General features: G+C 47.4%; 15 protein-coding genes and 4 pseudogenes. 7 read left to right on the plus strand and 12 right to left on the minus strand.

Features of this window, described 5'->3' with window-relative positions; translation table 11 throughout:
- The first annotated feature begins 31 nt into the window (after positions 1 to 31).
- The gene (locus tag K6Q96_RS05460; RefSeq protein WP_251878458.1) at positions 32 to 1,096 is read left to right on the plus strand and encodes a helix-turn-helix domain-containing protein; all 1,065 of its coding nucleotides are present in this window, start codon (positions 32 to 34) and stop codon (positions 1,094 to 1,096) included.
- Between the two features lie 12 nt (positions 1,097 to 1,108).
- Here the strand turns inward: K6Q96_RS05460 and K6Q96_RS05465 are convergent, their stop codons facing one another.
- Positions 1,109 to 2,122: an alpha/beta hydrolase family protein gene (locus K6Q96_RS05465; RefSeq protein WP_251878460.1), complete on the minus strand. Its 1,014-nt coding sequence runs from the start codon at positions 2,120 to 2,122 to the stop codon at positions 1,109 to 1,111.
- Between the two features lie 122 nt (positions 2,123 to 2,244).
- Positions 2,245 to 2,427: pseudogene (locus K6Q96_RS24990) on the minus strand (transcriptional regulator); the annotation flags it as partial.
- Positions 2,428 to 2,608: 181 nt separating this feature from the next.
- Between K6Q96_RS24990 and K6Q96_RS05470 the strand changes: the two are divergent.
- A pseudogene (locus K6Q96_RS05470) lies at positions 2,609 to 3,004 on the plus strand (PTS sugar transporter subunit IIA); the annotation flags it as partial.
- A 134-nt stretch (positions 3,005 to 3,138) separates the two neighbouring features.
- On the opposite strand, the gene K6Q96_RS05475 reads toward K6Q96_RS05470, so the two are convergent.
- Positions 3,139 to 4,038, minus strand: a complete 900-nt coding sequence (locus tag K6Q96_RS05475; RefSeq protein WP_251878462.1) for a LysR family transcriptional regulator — start codon at positions 4,036 to 4,038, stop codon at positions 3,139 to 3,141.
- 103 nt (positions 4,039 to 4,141) lie between these two features.
- Here K6Q96_RS05475 and K6Q96_RS05480 point away from each other — a divergent pair, with 103 nt between their 5' ends.
- Complete coding sequence (locus K6Q96_RS05480) at positions 4,142 to 5,023, plus strand: NmrA family NAD(P)-binding protein (RefSeq protein ID WP_251878464.1); 882 nt, start codon at positions 4,142 to 4,144, stop codon at positions 5,021 to 5,023.
- A gap of 68 nt (positions 5,024 to 5,091) precedes the next feature.
- Positions 5,092 to 5,274: pseudogene (locus K6Q96_RS05485) on the plus strand (PTS sugar transporter subunit IIA); the annotation flags it as partial.
- Positions 5,275 to 5,476: 202 nt separating this feature from the next.
- Here the strand turns inward: K6Q96_RS05485 and K6Q96_RS05490 are convergent.
- From K6Q96_RS05490 to K6Q96_RS05500, 3 genes and pseudogenes are all read right to left on the minus strand, one after another.
- Positions 5,477 to 6,259 (minus strand): tetratricopeptide repeat protein, encoded by a 783-nt coding sequence (locus K6Q96_RS05490; protein ID WP_251878466.1) that lies wholly within the window; start codon positions 6,257 to 6,259, stop codon positions 5,477 to 5,479.
- A gap of 264 nt (positions 6,260 to 6,523) precedes the next feature.
- A pseudogene (locus tag K6Q96_RS05495) lies at positions 6,524 to 6,699 on the minus strand (helix-turn-helix transcriptional regulator); the annotation flags it as partial.
- A gap of 195 nt (positions 6,700 to 6,894) precedes the next feature.
- Positions 6,895 to 7,413, minus strand: a complete 519-nt coding sequence (locus K6Q96_RS05500) for a PTS sugar transporter subunit IIC (RefSeq protein ID WP_251878468.1) — start codon at positions 7,411 to 7,413, stop codon at positions 6,895 to 6,897.
- Between the two features lie 359 nt (positions 7,414 to 7,772).
- Here K6Q96_RS05500 and kdgK point away from each other — a divergent pair, with 359 nt between their 5' ends.
- On the plus strand, positions 7,773 to 8,687 hold the full coding sequence (kdgK, locus tag K6Q96_RS05505; protein ID WP_251878470.1) for a 2-dehydro-3-deoxygluconokinase: 915 nt from the start codon (positions 7,773 to 7,775) through the stop codon (positions 8,685 to 8,687).
- A gap of 9 nt (positions 8,688 to 8,696) precedes the next feature.
- Positions 8,697 to 9,320 carry a bifunctional 4-hydroxy-2-oxoglutarate aldolase/2-dehydro-3-deoxy-phosphogluconate aldolase gene (locus K6Q96_RS05510; RefSeq protein WP_062662438.1) on the plus strand — a complete coding sequence of 208 codons (624 nt, stop codon included), beginning with the start codon at positions 8,697 to 8,699 and terminating at the stop codon, positions 9,318 to 9,320.
- 46 nt (positions 9,321 to 9,366) lie between these two features.
- Here the strand turns inward: K6Q96_RS05510 and K6Q96_RS05515 are convergent, their stop codons facing one another.
- Positions 9,367 to 9,981: a cytochrome b/b6 domain-containing protein gene (locus tag K6Q96_RS05515; protein ID WP_251878472.1), complete on the minus strand. Its 615-nt coding sequence runs from the start codon at positions 9,979 to 9,981 to the stop codon at positions 9,367 to 9,369.
- 150 nt (positions 9,982 to 10,131) lie between these two features.
- On the opposite strand from K6Q96_RS05515, the gene K6Q96_RS05520 reads away from it, so the two are divergent.
- A complete protein-coding gene (locus K6Q96_RS05520) occupies positions 10,132 to 10,587 on the plus strand; it encodes a c-type cytochrome (RefSeq protein WP_251878474.1) in 456 nt (151 codons plus the stop codon).
- A gap of 63 nt (positions 10,588 to 10,650) precedes the next feature.
- Here the strand turns inward: K6Q96_RS05520 and K6Q96_RS05525 are convergent, their stop codons facing one another.
- From K6Q96_RS05525 to cmoB, 5 genes are all read right to left on the minus strand, one after another.
- Positions 10,651 to 11,811, minus strand: coding sequence for a MalY/PatB family protein (locus tag K6Q96_RS05525; protein ID WP_251878475.1), 1,161 nt, complete (start codon positions 11,809 to 11,811; stop codon positions 10,651 to 10,653).
- Positions 11,812 to 11,931: 120 nt separating this feature from the next.
- Entirely contained in the window at positions 11,932 to 12,915 is a 984-nt protein-coding gene (locus K6Q96_RS05530; protein WP_251878477.1) for an alpha-L-glutamate ligase-like protein, read from the minus strand.
- Positions 12,916 to 12,918: 3 nt separating this feature from the next.
- On the minus strand, positions 12,919 to 14,424 hold the full coding sequence (locus K6Q96_RS05535; RefSeq protein ID WP_251878479.1) for an inactive transglutaminase family protein: 1,506 nt from the start codon (positions 14,422 to 14,424) through the stop codon (positions 12,919 to 12,921).
- 41 nt (positions 14,425 to 14,465) lie between these two features.
- A complete protein-coding gene (locus tag K6Q96_RS05540) occupies positions 14,466 to 15,227 on the minus strand; it encodes an ATP-dependent zinc protease family protein (RefSeq protein ID WP_251878480.1) in 762 nt (253 codons plus the stop codon).
- 315 nt (positions 15,228 to 15,542) lie between these two features.
- Entirely contained in the window at positions 15,543 to 16,514 is a 972-nt protein-coding gene (gene cmoB, locus K6Q96_RS05545) for a tRNA 5-methoxyuridine(34)/uridine 5-oxyacetic acid(34) synthase CmoB (protein WP_251878482.1), read from the minus strand.
- Positions 16,515 to 16,584: the final 70 nt, after the last annotated feature.

Below are 16,584 nucleotides of genomic sequence, written 5' to 3' on the forward strand. Positions count from 1 at the left end.
CATTGTGACGAGATCAAGTTAAAGGACAAAAATGCTCTCTATCCCATTGCCATTTGTGGCGTCTTTGATGTTGATTTTCGGTGCGGCGATCATTTTCAATCGTTCATACCACCAGTCAAACCGTGCTTTTTGGTTTCTGATCCTGTGTGCTGCTGCAACTGCGGTCGTGGGTTTGAGGTGGACGACGGATATTAGTTTCTTCCGCACAATCCAACCCATGTTAGGCGCGTGCCTTCCTGTTGTGGCATGGTGGTGTTTCTCTCAAGCACACTCGAACAAGCCGCTCAGTGACGTTCACTGGATTGGTCCTGGGCTGGTGGCATTATCCTCTGCCAGTTACCCATATCTTTGGTTGTGGCTAACAGATGTATTGCTGGTGATTTTGTACCTAGTCTATGGTGTGTGGTTACTGTCTCTTTCTTTCAGAACCGCAGACAAGGTAAGGCTCAGCGACACAAATCAGACAAGTTACTCCGAAAGAGTTGCGGGTGCACTGTTACTGTTTTCTGCATTCATTGATGGGGCAATCTCCTATGACTTTGTCGCGTTTGGTGCTGAGCACACGGGCTTCATTCTGACGTTCAGCTATCTAATACTGATACCTGTCATGGGTATGCTGGTGGTGATTGTTGACGGAAGTGTGCCCTCCCAAGAGCAAGTGCCCGAAGCAGAAGTGTGTGAGGCTGATGACGCGGAGTTGGCTCTCAATGACTTAAATTCTGAAGTGGAGCATGAACCTGAGCTCATCACTGACGAGAATGATGAGGCGCAATCGGTGGTCGCGAGATTGGACGAGATGATGGAGCAAAGGGAGCTGTTTAAAGACCCTGATCTGACCTTAAATAAGCTGGCAAGGAAACTGGGTATTCCGGGGAGAAAAATCTCGTCGTCGGTGAATCAGGTTTGTGGGGAGAATATTTCCCGCGCCATCAACCGCTATCGGATTGAGCACGCCAAGTCCTTGCTGAAAAATAGCGACTTGGCGATCACTGAAATCTATCTTGAAGCGGGCTTTCAGACTAAATCCAACTTCAACAGAGAGTTTTTGCGGATCACCGAAAAAACGCCCAGCGAATTCCGAAGCGGCACGCTTTGATTCCTGTATGAGCTACTCAAGAAACCATAGGATATCCTCCAACATGTCGGCATGCAGTGCTTCACGCTGGGTGCCGAATCCATCCTTACAGATAATGCCATCGCCCTTGTACTCCTGTTCAAGCAAGTCGATAGCACCGGCCTTACAACGCTGCATGAAACTGAAATGGGTGGCTTGCTCATACACCTTGTAGTGTCTTGTCGACAAAGGTAAATGTTCAGCCAAATAGCCTGATTCCATCGCTTGTGGCAAATCGCCGATGTCGATGCCTGCAGCGAGAATGAGTGTCGGTGTTAGCGTTTCAGTCATACTCTGAACAGAAAATCCGCGCGCTAAACCCAAGTCCAAACTGACAACACGTTTGATGCGAGTATCTTTAATCGAAGTGGTTTCGGGCTCCGTTGGCTGAACCTCATCAAGCCCCAGCTCTTTTGCCAGTCCGCACGTTCTTGGATTAAAAATGAGCTGGCATTGTTTTTTCAATTCGTTTCTATCAATTTCAAGGCCTGCCAACTGCATCACCGTCCATCCCCCCAAAGAGTGACCGATAGCGGAAATGTCGTCCGTATCCAAAGCGTGGCTCCACTTTGAGTCAGCCAGCAGAAAACTCAGCAAGCGGGAAATATCTCTTGGTCTTTGCCACCATTGCGCGGCTTGCGGTGGGGATTGGTCAAAAGTTGTTGTACCGGGGTGATCAGTCGCGGCCACCACGTAACCGCGTTTGGTAAGCTCAGTCGCCAGCCAATTGAGATTCCGCCAGCTTCCACGATAGCCATGAGAAAGCAAAACAACAGGCGCTTTTCTCGCATCTAGCGTTGCTGTTTTGATCACTTCAGTACCAATAAAAGCGGGATTTTCGGCAATCACGGTTTTTGGTGACGTTTGAACCGTTGGGTACCAGATGGAAACATTCAGTGGTCTTGATGCGTCATCATCAAGCGAGAATTGCTCAAACCCAACATTCGCTGCAAAGGCAGAATTTAGGCCGAACGTTAATAAGATAACGAGTAAATAAATGGGTTTCACCTTGTGGCTCCTTAAACCATGAGATTGGAGCCAGTATGTGCTGAGGCCAGTGTTGGTGCGTCCTAGAACACGATCGAGGACGTACTCGAACGTGATTTTATTCCTAATATATGAGCTTCTTGTTAGTTCGTTTGGTCAATTTGTCCGGCCACCCAATTAATGAACGTTCGCACTTTGGATCTTTTCTCTGAGCCAAGTGGACAGAGCAAATTGTGGGTTTTGTGGGTCTCCATTCCGGGAGAAGGAGAAACCAGTTCAACACTTTCCAGTACGTCTTTGACGAACCGGTAGCGACCCATTGCGACCACCAAGGCGCAATTGAGCCAATTGGATGCCTAGCTTTGCCGTGAGCTTTTCATTCAGGCTTGTCACTGCGCGACTATGGAATAAGTCGAACATTTACTGGAAGCATTCAGCCGCTCACAGGAAGATAAGCCACTTTTAGCGACAGAATATGTGCTCTTGGATTAAGATTTCAACTTTAAGGAAAAAGCGATTCAAACGTTGGTGGGTAACCTTGGCATTCAAAGCCGTACCAATTTGGTGGGAGAGCTGGAAGATGATATCAGGGCGCGTGAAGAAGTCTTGACGACCGGCCTAGGTAATGGATTTGCGATTCCGCATACCAAGTCAGACAACGTTGTTTATTCGTAGATTTCCATTGCCCGACTGAACAAACCAGTGCGTTGGAGTGAAGAAGAAGACGGCGAAGTAGAGTTTGTGATCATGCTGACCCTGAACAAAAACCAGGACGATCAGCACATGCGTATCTTCTCGGGTCTTGCCCGCAAACTGATCCATGAAAATTTCAGAAACACCCTTAACACGATGAATACGGAAGACGAAATGATCGTCTTCCTGACGTTAGAACTAGCATTATAAAAACCATGTAACCCAAACACCCAATTAAACGGGTATCTATTCGCCGCTCCCTACGAGCGGCTTTTTTGTCGCATTAGAAGGTGTATAGGGGGGTTACCTAATATTCCTTTGAACATTAGGGGGATGAAGTTTTTCTACAATCCCTGAGCAGCATCTACAATTTGGCTTCGAAGCCAAACATGGGCAGGGTCATAGTGTAGTTTTTCATGCCAAATGATTGAGGGCGTGAAAGTTTGAACTTTGATTGGAAGTTCAAGAGTGTGCAGCCTTACTAATTTCGACAATTTACGAGCTAACTTGCGTGGAATGGTAAGAATTAAATCGCTGTCTGCCACGATACTTGCTGCAACCAGAAAGTGCGGCGTTTTTACTGTTACTCTCCTGCTGAGTCCATTTTGCTGTAGAGCTTTATCTACAGGACTGCTTCCGTACCCCGTGATAACGACTGATATGTGCTCCATCGATGCAAACTTCCTGATTGTTAACTTATCTTGAATAACTGGATGTTCTTGGCGAACAACGCAAACAAAGTCTTCTTCATAAAGTGTTCTGCAGTGAAACCTAGCAGGTAAGTCGTGAAAGGATCCTATTGCAAGATCAGCATCTCCCTGCGCAATCAAATCAATATTATCGCCCGATTGCGGGGGGACAATGAGATCCATTCCAGGAGCTGATGAAGCCAGCTTTTTAACGATTTCTGGCATCAATAAAAAGGCTAAATGATCGGCTGTTGCAACAACAAATCGCCCCGAAGCACTACCTGGACAGAACTTAGAGGGAGTAATGATTGAGCGTGCATCATCAAGCAATTTGATCACTTGAGGTGACAACGTGATAGCTTTTGGCGTTAACTCCCAGCCTCCTGTTGTGCGAACAATTAACTGGTCATTCAGAATCTTACGTAAACGCGCCAGCCCACGACTTGCAGCAGGTTGGCTTAGGCCTAGTCGAGCTCCTGCACCTGTCACACTGCCTTCTTTGAGTAATGCATCGAACAATTTAAGAAGATTAAGATCGACCTGATAGATATCCATATTATGCATGCTCACTATAACCTATATGCATTTCAATTATGTCTTTTGACTCTATAGCATCTGCTTATTCGAATCCATTGCTCTGATTTAAAGGGGAAAGTAGATGATAGAAACCAAACTGTATGTCGTCATGGGTGTGACTGGCCGCACGGGTTCAGTAGCAGCCAAGACGTTATTAAACGACAACAAACGAGTAAGAGTGGTCATGCGTGACGCTTCGAGAGCAAAGGAGTGGATCGAGCTTGGAGCAGAGGTTGCCTTAGCTGATATCAATGACGTGCCTGCATTAAGTGAGGTGTTTTCTGGCGCTGACGGTGCTTATATCGTGAGTCCGCCGCAATATTCGTCAAAGGCGCTTTTTTCACAAGCGGAATCGATGGCGCAATCTATCACAAAAGCGGCTTTAGTCTCGAAGCTACCTAAGCTAGTCGCTCTTTCGTCCGTTGGCGCTCATCAAGCTGATAATGCTGGTTGGATAGGGATGAACAGAAAGCTTGAAGAGATACTGGGTAGTAGTGGACTGAACGTAACTTTCTTGCGTGCTGCATACTTTATGGAAAACTGGGCACCGCTTGTGAAAATAGCCAGTGGGCAAGGGAGGCTACCAAGTTTTCTTTCACCCTTAGATCGAAAGCTTCCTATGATAGCGACAGGAGATATTGGTCGAATAGCCGCAGAATCGCTCAATACTGACTGGGACGGTATACGTATTCTTGACCTTGAAGGCCCCAATCGCTATTCGCCTAGAGATGTAGCGAATAGCCTGGCTCTAAAGCTTGGAAAACCAATCACGGCTATTTCTATACCGGAGTCAGATTGGAAAAATGCTATTGGAGGTATGGGGTTTTCAGAACAAGCCATTTCTGGGTTTGTAGAAATGACTCGAGGGCTCAATTCAGGCCACATAGATTTTTCTGATGAATTGAATTCAGTCAGTCTGAAGGGGGTCATTACCGTTGAAAAGGTTTTGGAGTCTTTGATTTAGAGCGATGCTTTTTCTCCGTCTCTTCTTATCTTCGGTTTAGAGATCTTGTTGATGCTGGGACGGAATAAAAGGACAGCGAAGTAGAGTTTGTGATCATGCTGACCCTGAACAAAAACCAGGGCGATCAGCACATGCGTATCTTCTCGGGTCTTGCCCGCAAACTGATCCACGAGAATTTCAGAAACACCCTTAACACGATGAATACGGAAGACGAAATGATCGTCTTCCTGATGTCAGAACTAGCATTATAAAAACCATGTAACTCAAACACCCAATTAAACGGGTATCTATTCGCCGCTCCCTACGAGCGGCTTTTTTGTTGATAGGGTGGGTAGTGTTGGAGATAGAATGTGGACAGAAGTTAGTTGAGAGCGGTACTCGTAAATAGGTGTTTCTGATAAAGTATACTAACTCCAAGAAAAGTTTTTTGTATTCAATATACCTTAGGGTTAATTATTTTTCCTTACCGAATTTTATTATATAAGAGCTTGCAAAAATCTTAGCTTCGTCGATTTCATCACCTATTTTGACAGTTAGTCTATCTAAAGACTCTTGAACTCTAGGGTCAAAAGTCCTTGCAGCAGAATACCACGCGAAAGCCAGTTTATAGTTCTGTTCAACACCATCCCCATTTTCATATAGAACACCAAGATTATGCTGAGCGTTACTAAATTTTTTCTTTGCAGAAAGCTCGAAATAATGCCTAGCCTTCTCTTTATCTGATTTTACACCTTTACCATTAAGGTACAAACTCGCGAGATTATACAATGCAATTCGATGACCTTGCTGAGCTGACAAATTATACCAATAATAAGCTTTCGTATTATCAACATTTGTACCGAGCCCTGCTTCATATATCCGCCCTAAATTATTCTGAGCCCTTGCATTGCCCTGTATTGCTGATTTTTCGTACCAATGTTTAGCTTTATATGTGTTAGGAGTAAGACCATTGCGCCCTTCCTGATACATATTCGCTAGAAAATACTGATCCACAGGATCTCCTAATTCAGCCCCTCTTTTTGCCATCTCGAAAAAAGAATGTTGTTGATTTTTATCATTGGTGGCTAACTTGGATTGGCATCCAATCAGTAAAGATAAAAAAAGTGGAAAAAATATGCACCTGATGACACTTAACATAATTTCCTCCTTGGTTAAATCATTCATGTTCCAGTAACCATATCTGATTTTAATTATAGAAGTTAATTGTTTATCAATATGATGGTTTGTTGCAATCATCTGCTCAGTTGCCTTAAATGACACTATGTGTATATATAGGAATATGCTTACTGCAAATTATAAGAAATATCGTAAGTGTTGAGTTTTCAATAATGTAAAGCATATGAGATTAGGGTGGAATTGGGGCAAAAACGTTTTAAAACAAATACTCTGACTTGGATTGGTCAAATGTCGCTTACTACGTCCTCAAATGTTATCGAAGGCTTTCTAGAGTGGTGTGGGTCGTAGTTGGAATCGCTTCTTCTAAAAAATGTTGCCGAAACGCTACACGGCCCCCAACCGATACTCACGCGGCGGTTTCCCGTCTTCTGCTTAAACACCCTGCAAAAGTAATTGGTGTCTTTAAATCCACAGCGGTGGGCGATTTCGTGCACTTTAAAGTTGTACTTCTTAAGCATAAATTTGGCGCGGTCAAGTCGGACGTAGGTGACGTAATCGGCGTATTTCCCTTCTTCAGTGCGTTCACAATCAGTGCTGTGGTTGCTGCACCGATGATGACCGCGACGACATACATCATTCGACTTTCGACAACTGGGCGGACAATCAGACCACCCCATGGTGCGTGGTTCAGAACTCCCGCCATAAAGCCCAAGATGTTACCGACCATACCGCCCAGTACCGCACCCAGAATCGCTCTAGAAGCGCCAGCCATGGATTGCAGACCTTCGTTCATGAATGCCATGAATGCTGCTGATTGGTTGACCGATAACCCATACCACCAGTGCAGACACGATGAAGGTACCGCCGATAGGGATAATAAAGTAGGTAGACAGCGCTTTAAGCTTGTTGGAAAGAGGGATGCGCTTCAGTTGCAGAACGACGTAACCGGCGATGAAACCCACCACGATAGCGCCAAGGAAGCCAGCTTGAACCTGGTTAGCCAGGTAAGTACCAATCATACCCGGTGCCAGTGCCAGTGCAGAGTGGTCAGCGATAGAGTAAGCAATGTAGCCACCCAGAACCAGTACAAACAGGGTGAAACCTGCGATACCCATGTCCCACAGACCTTCCAGGAATACACCTTCTGGCACTGCACCTTTGCCGTTCAGCATCACTGACAGAGCCAGCAGAACAACACCTGCAACAACGAATGGAAGCATGTGGCTGGTGCCGGTGAGAAGGTGCCGTTTTAGTTCAGCAACATTCGTTTTCATGATTCAGACCTTTAAGTTCGAGTTATTAGATTTGTGTTTTGAGTTGGTCTGATTATGCTCCCGGCATTTTGCTTAATATATTGGACAAATAAGCCCTTTACTGGAGAAATGTTGCATCTTGATTCGACTGAGAAGGCAATCACATATCGCTATAGATCAGTATCTTACGAGGCTGAAAATGAGAGAGCGATAGCAGATAAGTCGCATGAAATATGCTCCCTAGGTAGAAAAACAAGTTAACCCTTTTTAAAACAATGTGCTCCATCACAGATGAAAGATGTGTGGCGGCCTTGCAATGTCATATGCAAAGGCTTTATGCCATAGTTGGCGTTCGATTTTCTTGGGGACTTCAGAACGTTATGACACTGCGCATCGCACTCATTGGTGAATGCATGGTAGAGCTTAGTCGCCAAGGCGATGCGCTTGTGCAAGGAATGGGTGGAGACACGCTGAATACCGCGGTTTACCTGAGTCGGTTGCTTCCAGAAGCGGACATTGCCTATCTCACTGGCTTAGGCTTAGATGCCTTCAGTGAAGAGTTGCTCGCACGCTGGAAAGCGGAAGGCATTAATACCCAATACGTTCATCGCAGCGCAACCAAACTTCCAGGCCTTTACAGTATTTCCACTGAACCAAATGGCGAGCGGCGTTTCCATTATTGGCGTAATGACTCCGCGGCAAAGTTTTGGCTAAATGAAACCGACACTGAGTCGCTTAAAGCCAGCCTGAAGGGCTTTGACCTCATCTATTTAAGCGGTATCAGTCTGGCTATTTTGCCGCGTGAAGCGCGACAGATACTGTTCTCTCTTCTTTCCGTTATCAAACCTCATTGCAGGGTGGTGTTCGACAATAACTTCCGGCCCGCGCTTTGGGATTCGTTTGATGAAGCTCAGGCTGCCTATCGAGAAATGTTAGCGCTTACTAACATTGCTATGCTGACATTTGATGATGAGCAGTCGCTCTGGGGAGATGAAACGGTAGAAGCGTCATTGCTGCGTACTCAAAGCCTTGGTGTCAGCGAAGTGGTTTATAAGCATGGTGCTAAACCTTGCGAAGTGTTCACCCACCAGAAACGCACAGAAGTCTCAGCAGAGAAAGTGATTCAGGTGGTCGATACGACAGCAGCGGGGGATTCTTTCAGTGCAGGGTATCTCGCTAAACGATTAACTGGCGGTGGCGTGGAAGCGGCCGCTCACGCTGGTCACAAGCTGGCTGGACAAGTGATTCAACATCATGGTGCAATCATTCCATTAAGCGCCATGCCCACGATTTAAGGTAGAACGATGACTGAAATTGAAAAGAAACTTGATGCCATCAAAGTGGTGCCAGTAATTGCTATCAGCGACGCATCAAAAGCGGCGAAGCTGGCAGAAGTGTTGATTGAAAACGGGTTGCCGTGCGCAGAAGTGACTTTCCGCACCGAGCAGGCGGCGCAGGCCATACGCAACATGAGAGATGCATTTCCTGACATGCTGATTGGTGCAGGTACCGTGCTCAACAAAGAGCAGGTCGATGCTGCTATCGAAGCGGGTGTCGATTTTGTGGTGAGTCCGGGCTTTAACCCGACCACGGTAAAGTACTGCCAGGAAAAAGGTATGGCGATTGTACCGGGCGTGAATAATCCAAGTCTGGTTGAACAGGCGATGGAAATGGGTTTGAAAACCTTGAAATTCTTCCCTGCTGAAGCCTCTGGCGGTGTTGCCATGCTGAAAGCCATGTCAGCAGTGTATCCAGTGAAGTTTATGCCGACTGGCGGCGTGAGCCCCAAGAATGTGAAGGACTACTTAGCGGTATCTTCCGTGATTGCTTGTGGCGGAACCTGGATGGTGCCAAATAACCTGATTGATGAGGCTCGCTGGGATGAATTGGCCGTGCTGGTTCGGGAAGTAGCTGGCATCATTGCTTAACCGATAATTGAATAAAAAACAGCGCCTGCGGGGCGCTGTTTTTGTCTCAACCAGAAACGAAGTAAGTGAGAAATCCACCTATCCCGAGCAGTATTGCCCCCGCACGTGTGTTCGACCGGAAGAACAGGGAAGTGGGCTGCAACTGGGATTGCCTTCCCGTAATCATCGCTGTTACCAATGATTGTCCTTTTGCACTGTATGTTGCGATGGCGGCTAGGTGCACACCAACTAATCCAATCAATAAATACGCGCCATAAAGGTGGAGAGCAGCCAGAAGGTCAATGTCATACAGCCAGCTTTCGTCGCTGATGTAATCATCAAAATACCCCGCTTGGGCCATCCCTATAAAACACTGAAACACCAACAATGACAGCATGATAATAACCATGAGTCCGCCGGCAGGGTTATGGCCGACGCCGTCATGCTCCTCTTTACCGAGGAGGTAGTTCACGGCTGAACGCGGTGATTTTACAAAATGCAGGAATTGACTGGTCTTGCTGCCTACTAAACCCCATAGGATTCGCCAAACCAGCAACGCAGCGAGTGCGAGGCCAATGGTCAGGTGTGGACCCTCTTGAAGAAATCCGGTTACACACATCGCCGTAAACAATACGGCTTGTAGCCAATGATAAATGCGAGTCGGTGCGTCCCATATCTTCATGATTTGTTCCTGATTTTCCCGGAAAATGTAGGCTTGGAGTTTAACGCGAAACGTTACAAATTTTCTGTCGAGTTTTAACAGAAATAGCCATAAAATTGTTAGGTTTTATGATGTTATTCGTCGATTCAACAGCATTACAGGGATAAAGTCGTGAAAAGAATTGCAACAAGAAGTAAAGCAATCGGGTTGGTCAGTGCTCTGCTGATGGTGGCTGGTGCAGCGATGGCGCAGGATTTTTCTGAAGTGATTGATAATCGCCAGCAAAACTTCCTCTCTATCGCAGACACATTCAAAAGCTTGAAGAAAGCCGAAGATGGCAGTGACTCGGATTGGGAAATCATCCGCAATCTGGCAATCAAAAACGCCGATACAGTCGGCGCGCTGAAAGGGATGTTCCCGGAAGGCAGTAGCTTTGACAGCCGCAGTAAGCCAGCTGTTTGGACGAAGTGGGATAAGTTTGAATCTGGTCTTGATGGTCTGCAAACCAGCTTTGTTTCGATGGCTGATGCAGCCGTAGCGCAAGATGATGATGCTTTGGAAGCGGCAATCAAAAGTGCTGACCGCTCTTGTAAAGCGTGTCACCGAGGTTTTCGTACTAAGCGTTAATCAGGTATAACGAACAGACAAAAACAGCGCCTTTTGGCGCTGTTTTTCTTTGAACCGAAGTGGTTAAGAAAGTGAGCTGATCGCAGCTTTCATTCTACGCACTGCCTCTTCCAGCGTTTTACGGGTACACCCGAAGTTCAGCCTGACGAACTTACGGTTACCAAAATCCAACCCAGGTGAAAGACCCACGCCTGCTTCCTCAAAGAAACGATGAGGATTGTCGACAGCCAATTCACTGCAATCAATCCAGGCAAGGTAAGTGGCTTCGATGTGCTCCAGCTTCATGCCGGGCAGGGCGTTTATTTCCTGCATCAGGTAATCGCGGTGGCCTGCCAGATAGCAAAGTTGCTCTTGAAGCCAGGCTTCGCCATGTTGATAAGCTGCTTCGGCAGCGGTGAAGGCCAATACGTTAACCCCCGGTACGATACCGCGCTTGATCTTACTAAAGCGCTGGCGAAGTTTCGCATTCGGAATAATGGCAATTGACGCACCAAGCCCAGCGATGTTGAAGGTTTTGCTCGGTGCCATGAGCGTCACGCTGCGCTGTTCGGCACTTTCACTAATGCTTGCGAATGGAATATGTTGCTTGCCTCCGTCGAGAATCAAGTCGCAATGGATTTCGTCTGAACACACAAACAAATCATGTTTCTCCGCAAACGCTAGCGTCGCTTCCAATTCCTTGCGTGTATACACCGTTCCACCCGGATTTAGCGGGTTACACATTTGAAGTAAGCCGCCTTTACCAGAGAGTTGCTCTCCAGCTTCTTCCAAATCCGGCATCCAGCGGCCATCTTTTAGCTTGACTGAGGCTTTCACTAACGGGCGCTCAGCAAACTTGGCGGAAGAGATGAAAGGTGGATAGATTGGACTAGGGCTGATGATGGTTTGGCCTTCATCTGTTAAAGCACGGGCGGCGATGTTAAGTCCGCAAACCAAACCGGGAAGGTAGACTACCCACTCAGGTTGAATGTCCCAGTTGTAGCGGGATTTCATGCGGTCGACGAAAATCTCAGTCAAGGTATCTGACGCATGGGTATAACCAAACACGCCGTGTGATACGCGCTCTTGGAGTGCATCGATGACCGCTGGTGGGGATTGGAAATCACTGTCAGCAACCCACATTGGAAGGATGTCCTGGCCTTTATATTTGTCCCATTTGTCGCTGTGGCTTTTTGTGCGGTCGACTTCTTTATCAAAATTAAATTGGTGGGTTGATGCGTCCATTCTCAGTGTTCCTTAGGGGTCAATAACCCTAGCTTACTGAAACTGGATGGAAATGGGAAAGGGCAGAGTTCGTCTGAAACAAAATCGGGCTGAAGCCCGATTGATGTATCTTTATTGAACTTAATGTCCTGGTGTGTAGGTGCCGGAAAAATTTTTCGCAGCGTAAGCGACACGCTCTTCTGGGGTGGTGAGATGCGCTGTTTCTCCCATGGCTTCGATATGACGAAGTCTTGGCAGCAGTCCACAACCATTGGCAATTTGAATCGCCAGACCAGGACGGGCATTGAGCTCCAGCACCATCGGGCCCTTTTCTTTGTCGAGCACCATATCCGTGCCGAGATAGCCAAGGCCTGTCATTTCCCATGCGCTTGCAGCGAGAGTCAGCAATAGCTCCCAGTGCGGGACATGGAGCTCACTCAGTAGACGACCTGTGTCAGGGTGATGCTCAATAGGGCGGTTGAACTGCACAGCACGCAACGCTTTGCCTGTGGCGATATCAATGCCCACGCCCACTGCACCTTGGTGAAGGTTAGCTTTACCATCGGAAGCGGCAGTAGAAAGACGCATCATCGCCATCACAGGGTAACCTTTGAATACGATAACGCGGATATCCGGCACACCTTCGTAGCTGAAACCATCAAACACGTCATCGAACTGAATAAGGTTTTCTACGACAGCGACGTCGTTCTTACCACCCAGCGAGAACAAACCCGCCAAAGTGTTGGTGATGTGGCGTTCTACTTCTTCTTTGCTGACCTCAGCGCCAGATGGCTTTTTGTAAACGCCATCTTTGTTTGAGGTTACCACCAGAATACCTTTACCACCTGAGCCCTGAGCGGGTTTTATCACAAATCCTGGCCAGTCTTTAACCATCTCGTGGATAGATGGCACATCGTGCTGTTCACTGATCACACCAATAAGCTCGGGTACCGTTGCACCGGCTCGCTGTGCAATCTGTTTGGTTTTCAGCTTGTTATCCACCAGAGGGAACAAACTACGCTTGTTGTATCGGCCGATATAGCTGATATTCCGGCGGTTCATTCCCATGATGCCTGCACTGTGTAGCTTAAAAGGCGATGTGTATTTCTTTAGGAAATCCAGCATGCCTTAATCCTTCACCAGTGGCTTGAATCGCTTCAATTCGCTCAGGCGGTAGCCAGTGTAGTTACCCAACATCAGGATCAGTGCAAGAATCACCAACTGAATACCAACGAAGTTAAAGGTAAGATGGCGCACGAAATCATTGGTCATTGCAAGGTAAACCAACACGGCAGTCAACAGCGAGCCACCACCTTGAATAAGCACTTGCTTCGCACCTTCTTCTTCCCAAAGGATCGACATACGCTCGATGGTCCAGGAAAGGATAATCATTGGGAAGAAGGTGATTGTCAGGCCTTCAACCAATCCAATCTTGAACGCGACGACCGTGAAGACAGAGATAATCATAATCACCGTGATAATCACGGCAGATATCCTCGCCACGAGCAGGAGGTTGAGTCTTGAGAGGTAACTTCGGATAACCAGACCCGTCCCGACAATCAGTAAGAAGCCCACCAGACCGGGTACCAACTGGGTTTGAACAAAGGCAACAGCGATCAGCACGGGCATGAAGGTACCTGAGGTTTTCAGACCCACCAGCACGCGAAGCAATACCACAATCAGGGCCCCGATTGGGATCAGCATGATGGTTTTGAACATTGCCTGTTCTTCAATAGGCAGACTGTGAATTGAAAAATTCAACAGGCTTTCGGCCTGTATTTTCTCGTCGGTTGCCTGTTGAGGGCTTATATCCTGCGCGATGATGGAGAAGCTGACCTGGCTGTTGGTGCCACCCATGACTTCAAGTAAAGGTGTGCCTTTTTGATTCCAGATCAATAGATTGTCGAAAGAATCTTCTGTTCCGGTATCTAGGTTAAACAGCTGCCACTCTTCATTATCCCAAATTTCGACCATTGGAATAACGCTTTGGCGACGACGTCCGTCTTCCAGTTGCAACGCCCCGACAACGCGGGCATGGATACCTTCCAAAGAAAGTATCGCGACAATAGCCTGAGCTTTGCTCATCTCTTTGGTGAGTAGGGCTGCGTTTTGGCTTTCTTTGTCGTTGAACTGTTTGATGAGCTCACGTGCGAGTGTCACATTGTCTGCGGAGCGTTGTCTTGCTTGTTCTAGAAGGGCATCTGCCGCCGTTTGTATAGGGCCATCAAGCACGGCAGGGGTGACTTCACCGAGAGGAGGCTCAGTAGGGTAGTTGGCATTTTCATCAACCAGCATTTGGTTTTTGAAATAGAGGATTTGTTGCCCGCTCGCTTCGCGCTTGCTCCACTCCGCTCTGCGTCCATCTTGGGTATTGATCAATGCAAACCCGTAGCCCGGTGAGCTGGTGTTTTCATTAATGAGGGTAAAGCCTTCCTGTGTATCCGGCGTTGCCAGTGATACTTTAACTGGCTCGCCTTTGGCTTCGAATTCAACGCGGGCTTCCACTTCCCACACTTGGTGTTTTTGTCCCGCTGTCCACGGCACACCGTAGACGTTATGGCGGTAGATACTCATGCTCATGCCGACAATGATCAGCAGGCTAATGAGTAAATAAAAAGGAACGCGTGAAGTCATTCTTTCCTCGTTAATGGCACTGTGGGTTGAAGTTCAGTGCGCTATTTCTTTTCGGCAACAAACTTTGGATGGATGTAAGACTGAGAGACGTCAACGACGGCTATGTCTTTAAAGAATTCGCGGCCCAGAAGAACCGGGAATTCCATGTGCGAACGGTCTGCCAGCGTAAATTGCGTTTTTTCATGCAGCTCACCCAGTCTGACACGCAGTTCTATAACCGGACGACGCTCCAGACCTTCAGTGGAAGCTTGACGGATCTTCACCCAGCGGGTCACCGGTGCTTCAATCGTTGCCAGCGGTTCGGACTCACCCTCGCCATTTTGGGTATGCGCAAGACTGAAGCGGACCCAAGTTTTACCGTCGCGTTCAAACTCCTGAATGTCAGTTGCATTCAGGGAAGACGTCGTTGCGCCGGTGTCTACACGGGCCTTGTAGTTGGATCCAGCTGCATCAATCCAAACCCATTCTTGCTCACCTAGCACAGCTTTATCGGATTTTTGTGGCACAGGCACTTCTTTCTCGACGTATACCACTTGCGGTTCAGCTCGGTTCGCAGCTTCGCGGGCTTGATTCTGACGCATGATTTTGAGTGTGTCAGACATATCAGCAACCTGTTGTTCAAGGGTTGCGATTTGTTCTTGCTGTGTTTGAACACTTTGGTTTAGCGACGAGTAGTCACTCTGAATGTTGGTCTCTAGGTTACTGATTGCATTCAGGGTTTGCTGGTGCTGTTCCTGAGATGTAATGCTGCAGCCAGAGAGGACAGCAGAGAAAAGAATCAGCAATCCGCCGCGAGTTAGCATGTGTAGCTCCGTGCTGGGTGGTTAAGGCGTTGAAAATAGGAGTGTAGTTTATCCCGAAAAAAACGAAGCGAGAAGGGAGATTTGTCATATCTGAGTCAGGATTGTCAATTATCGGAACATTCTGATTCGTGACGATTTTTCTACCATGTATGTATAGCAATCAGGTCAATTTAAAGCCGGATTTGTGAAGATTCATTGGACTTTTTGCGGTAATGAGACAGGCCTAGCAACAAAACACTGAGACTGATTTTCTGGACATCATGAATCTAGCAGGCAGTCATTGAGCTGCCTGTTAGATCCATGAAAAAAGCAGTCTCAGTCTGGGTTACGTGCAACCAAAATGGCGCGTTTTGGCGCTGGATAACCTTCAACAGTTTTTGTTGGATCATTCGGATCAAGATAATCGGGTAGCGAATTGTGCGTCATCCAATCTGTTGTGCGCTGCTCGTCAGTAGTGGTGACACACTCATCAACAATCCGAACGTCCACGAAGCCCACTTTCTCCAGCCACACTTTCAGTGCTTTCGCGGAAGGGAAGAAGTAGACATTGTGCATTTGTGCATATCGACTAAATGGCACCAGCACCGCGTTTTCATCGCCATCAATCACCAAGGTTTCTAATACAAGCTCGCCATTTTTCACCAATTGGTTTTTCAATTGGATTAAGTGATCAAGTGGTGAACGACGATGGTACAGCACGCCCATGCTGAATACGGTATCGAATGCTTTCAACTCAGGCAGCTTTTCAATACCCAGTGGAAGCAGGTGGGCTCGTTGGTCGTTGCCCATCATTCGGCGAATCGCTTCGAACTGAACGAGAAACAGCTCAGAAGGATCGATACCCACTGTCAGCTCCGCACCTTCACCCAGCATGCGCCACATGTGGTAGCCGTTGCCACAGCCGACATCCAACACATAGCGGCCTTTCAGTGGAGAGATATGCGGTAGCACGCGATCCCATTTCCAGTCCGAGCGCCACTCAGTATCTATATTGATGCCATGAACACTGTAAGGACCTTTGCGCCACGGGTGGAAAGCGCGCAGCAGGTTTTCAATCTTCGCGCGCTGTCCGGCCGGCAGTTCGTCTTCTGTACCAATGGTCACGCTGTCTTTCAGGTCAATCGTAGAAGGCGCATCCATTGGGATCTTCTTCAGCACGCGCATCCATTTTGGCAGATCACCATGTGGCTGGTTTTGCCACTCCGTCAACTGCGCTGGCAATACATTCAGCCAGTTCTGCAGACGGTTTTTTGCAATCAATTGGTAGAAGTCAGAAAAATCGAACATAGGTATCGTCTTTTGGTTTTTCGTGTTGCGCCAGCTTACCTAACGCGATGAGTTTGTTGAGCTAGGGTCA

This window comes from Grimontia kaedaensis, assembly GCF_023746615.1.
Taxonomy (GTDB): domain Bacteria; phylum Pseudomonadota; class Gammaproteobacteria; order Enterobacterales; family Vibrionaceae; genus Enterovibrio; species Enterovibrio kaedaensis.

What these genes read in the sequence shown, in the direction of transcription:
- kdgK (WP_251878470.1), top strand. Translation starts at nt 7,773, where the DNA reads ATGACACTGCGCATCGCACTCATTGGTGAATGCATGGTAGAGCTTAGT.
- K6Q96_RS05480 (WP_251878464.1), top strand. Translation starts at nt 4,142, where the DNA reads ATGATAGAAACCAAACTGTATGTCGTCATGGGTGTGACTGGCCGCACG.
- K6Q96_RS05510 (WP_062662438.1), top strand. Translation starts at nt 8,697, where the DNA reads ATGACTGAAATTGAAAAGAAACTTGATGCCATCAAAGTGGTGCCAGTA.
- K6Q96_RS05515 (WP_251878472.1), bottom strand. Translation starts at nt 9,981, where the DNA reads ATGAAGATATGGGACGCACCGACTCGCATTTATCATTGGCTACAAGCC.
- K6Q96_RS05490 (WP_251878466.1), bottom strand. Translation starts at nt 6,259, where the DNA reads ATGATTGCAACAAACCATCATATTGATAAACAATTAACTTCTATAATT.
- K6Q96_RS05535 (WP_251878479.1), bottom strand. Translation starts at nt 14,424, where the DNA reads ATGACTTCACGCGTTCCTTTTTATTTACTCATTAGCCTGCTGATCATT.
- K6Q96_RS05475 (WP_251878462.1), bottom strand. Translation starts at nt 4,038, where the DNA reads ATGGATATCTATCAGGTCGATCTTAATCTTCTTAAATTGTTCGATGCA.
- K6Q96_RS05500 (WP_251878468.1), bottom strand. Translation starts at nt 7,413, where the DNA reads ATGAAAACGAATGTTGCTGAACTAAAACGGCACCTTCTCACCGGCACC.
- K6Q96_RS05460 (WP_251878458.1), top strand. Translation starts at nt 32, where the DNA reads ATGCTCTCTATCCCATTGCCATTTGTGGCGTCTTTGATGTTGATTTTC.
- K6Q96_RS05525 (WP_251878475.1), bottom strand. Translation starts at nt 11,811, where the DNA reads ATGGACGCATCAACCCACCAATTTAATTTTGATAAAGAAGTCGACCGC.
- K6Q96_RS05530 (WP_251878477.1), bottom strand. Translation starts at nt 12,915, where the DNA reads ATGCTGGATTTCCTAAAGAAATACACATCGCCTTTTAAGCTACACAGT.
- K6Q96_RS05540 (WP_251878480.1), bottom strand. Translation starts at nt 15,227, where the DNA reads ATGCTAACTCGCGGCGGATTGCTGATTCTTTTCTCTGCTGTCCTCTCT.
- cmoB (WP_251878482.1), bottom strand. Translation starts at nt 16,514, where the DNA reads ATGTTCGATTTTTCTGACTTCTACCAATTGATTGCAAAAAACCGTCTG.